At 65.1% G+C, this 2,343-nt stretch carries 2 protein-coding genes; both read right to left on the reverse strand.

Annotation, left to right across the window (positions count from 1 at the left end; translation table 11 throughout):
* A partial coding sequence (locus tag J0A65_RS22430) for a GEVED domain-containing protein (protein ID WP_232850106.1) occupies nucleotides 1–1,681 on the reverse strand: 1,681 nt, incomplete at its 3' end.
* Between the two features lie 210 nt (nucleotides 1,682–1,891).
* Nucleotides 1,892–2,343 (reverse strand): hypothetical protein (locus J0A65_RS22435; protein ID WP_206596537.1); only part of this gene is annotated, 452 nt, incomplete at its 5' end.

Consider the following 2,343-nt stretch of genomic DNA (forward strand, 5'->3'; position numbering starts at 1 on the left):
AGCGGCCGTCGATATAGGCCTTCAGCCAGGAGCGGTAGCGTTTGCCCGCGCTGTAGGCGAAGTAGCGATAGCTCTGTTCGTTCTCCGCCAGGCGCTGCAGCACGATGCTGCCATCCTGCTCGATCACCCAGGTCAGCATGGCGTGTACGCCCCCGGTGCGCGTCAGGGTCTGGTTGGCATCCACCGTCAGCTGGTAGAGCGGCAGGTAGTCCTCGGCGGCCCGGCCATAACGCACCACGTTGGACACCCGCTGGTAGTAGCCATTCTGGAAGCGGTTCAGCCATACGCGGTAGCGTTTGGCGGGATCGAAGCGGTAGTAGGTGTAGGCCAGCTCGTTGGCCGCGTTACGCTCCAGAACGATATTGCCCTCCTCCTCGATCACCCAGGTCAGGGCATCACCGATGTTGCCGCTGCGGCTGACCTGGCGATTGTCGCCGATGCTCAACTGATAGAGGTCCGTCAGCCCCGGCGAGAAGTACTCGGCATCGGAGACCTGCACCAGCTCGCCGCCAACGGCCTGCTCGATCCAGACCTTGTAGGCACGGCCCTGCTGGAACGGGTAGCGCAGTTCCGCAGTACCGCCGGTGGGCTGGCGCAGCACCTCGACACCGTCCTCGCGAATGACCCAGTTCAGGGGCTTGTCGGCAGGACCGTCATGCCGAAGCTGGAAGTCCGCCTCGACCTCCAGGTCGATGTAGCGAGCGGGAAAACCCTCGCGGAAGGCGAGCGGAACCGAGATGGCCTCGTCCTTGCCGTTCACGCTGGCTTCGGCCCAGACCTGATAACGCTCGCCATGGCTGAAGGCGAACTGCAGCGGAACACCGGCCTGCGCCGGCTGACGCAGCGTCTCGCCGCCCTGTGCGGCGATCACCCAGTTGCCCTGGAACGCGGCCGACGAACTGATACTGCCCTGATCGGCATTGCGGCTCAGCGCAACACGGTCAGTGACGCCGGGCTGGTAGGCCACGACATTCGAGACGGTCTTGTAGCCGCCGTCGATGAAGCTCTCCAGCCAGATCCGGTAGTGTTTGCCGGCAGCATTGTTCCAATAGTGATCACGCAGGTTGCCGGCCGCGTTGCGCCCGAGGACGCGCTTGCCGTCCTCTTCGACCACCAGCGTCAGCTTGTCGCCCAGATCGCCGCTGCGGGACACCCAGAAACCGGGCTCCAGCGTGAGGCTGTAGGGCAGCGTCGGTTGCCCTGCGCCGTCTGGCAGCTTGACCAGGTAATCCTCGGTTTCGCCGTAGCCATAAGTCCCGCAGGGCTGCGCGGTAGCGCCCCAGCGCATCTGTACCCGCATGCGGGTGGTACCGGCGCTGCCGGAAGGCACCGCGATGGGTGCAGAGACGACGGTGCTGCCCTGAGCGACCAGCACCTTCTCGCTCGCCTCGAAACTGCCGTTCTGGTCGAAGTCGATCCAGGCCCCCCAGTTCTCGACGTACTGGGTGTTGCGGAAACCGGGACGGAGCTCCAGCCGGTCACCTTGCCCCGTCAGCTGGAAGGGAGGCTGACCCGTGGCGTTCAGGTAACCGCCATCGCTGCCGGACGTCTGGCTCGCGCCATTGACGCTGACTCCGGCGATCCATTCACTGCCACTGTTACCCCGGCTGTCGCAGTACGTGGCTGCCATCAGCGGGCTCATCGCCAGGCAGGTGCCCAGCGCCATGAGTGTCTTGTGCATTGTTTTCGCTCCTTGCGTTCATGTTGGGCAGGGAGCGACAGAGCTATCAGGGCCAAGCCTGTGCCCACTTCCATCGACGCGTCCCTGCGCCAGCAATGCTAGAGGCAAAAGTGAGCGGCCGTCCGGAATTTATTGGCGAATCGCCGCCATCCGCGATCGATCCGCATACTGCAGAGGCGAACGCCCCGCACGGCACGGGGCGGACACGGATCAGACGTCCAGGATCATCAGCACGGCGAACAGCAGCGCCATCACGGCGATCGAGAAGAGCACGGCAATGCCTGCCGCCCGCCAGTTGGAGAGGAAGGTGCCACCAGCGGCCGCGTGCTGCTGGATATCGGCCTCGGTCAGGTGCTTGGCCAGCATCACCATGCCCAGCAGCTGCCCGATGGCGAACGGCAGCGTGGGTACTTCTTCCGGCAAGACGAAGGCCAGGGCCAGGGTCAGCGCCAGCAGGCACACGGCAACGCCCCAGACCATCGCGACACGGTCGGCCTTGCCCAGCAGCTGCAGGTTGTGCGCGAGCATCCAGGCACCGGCCAGCGGTGTGCCGAGAAAGGTGCCCAGCCCCACCGAGGCAATCCTGTACAGCGGCAGCGTCGAGGCAGAAGCCTGCTGCAGGTCCGCCTGCGGGGTCTGGAAGGGGTTGTCCTGCTGTACGT

The organism is Bowmanella yangjiangensis (genome assembly GCF_017255015.1).
GTDB lineage: Bacteria > Pseudomonadota > Gammaproteobacteria > Enterobacterales > Alteromonadaceae > Bowmanella > Bowmanella yangjiangensis.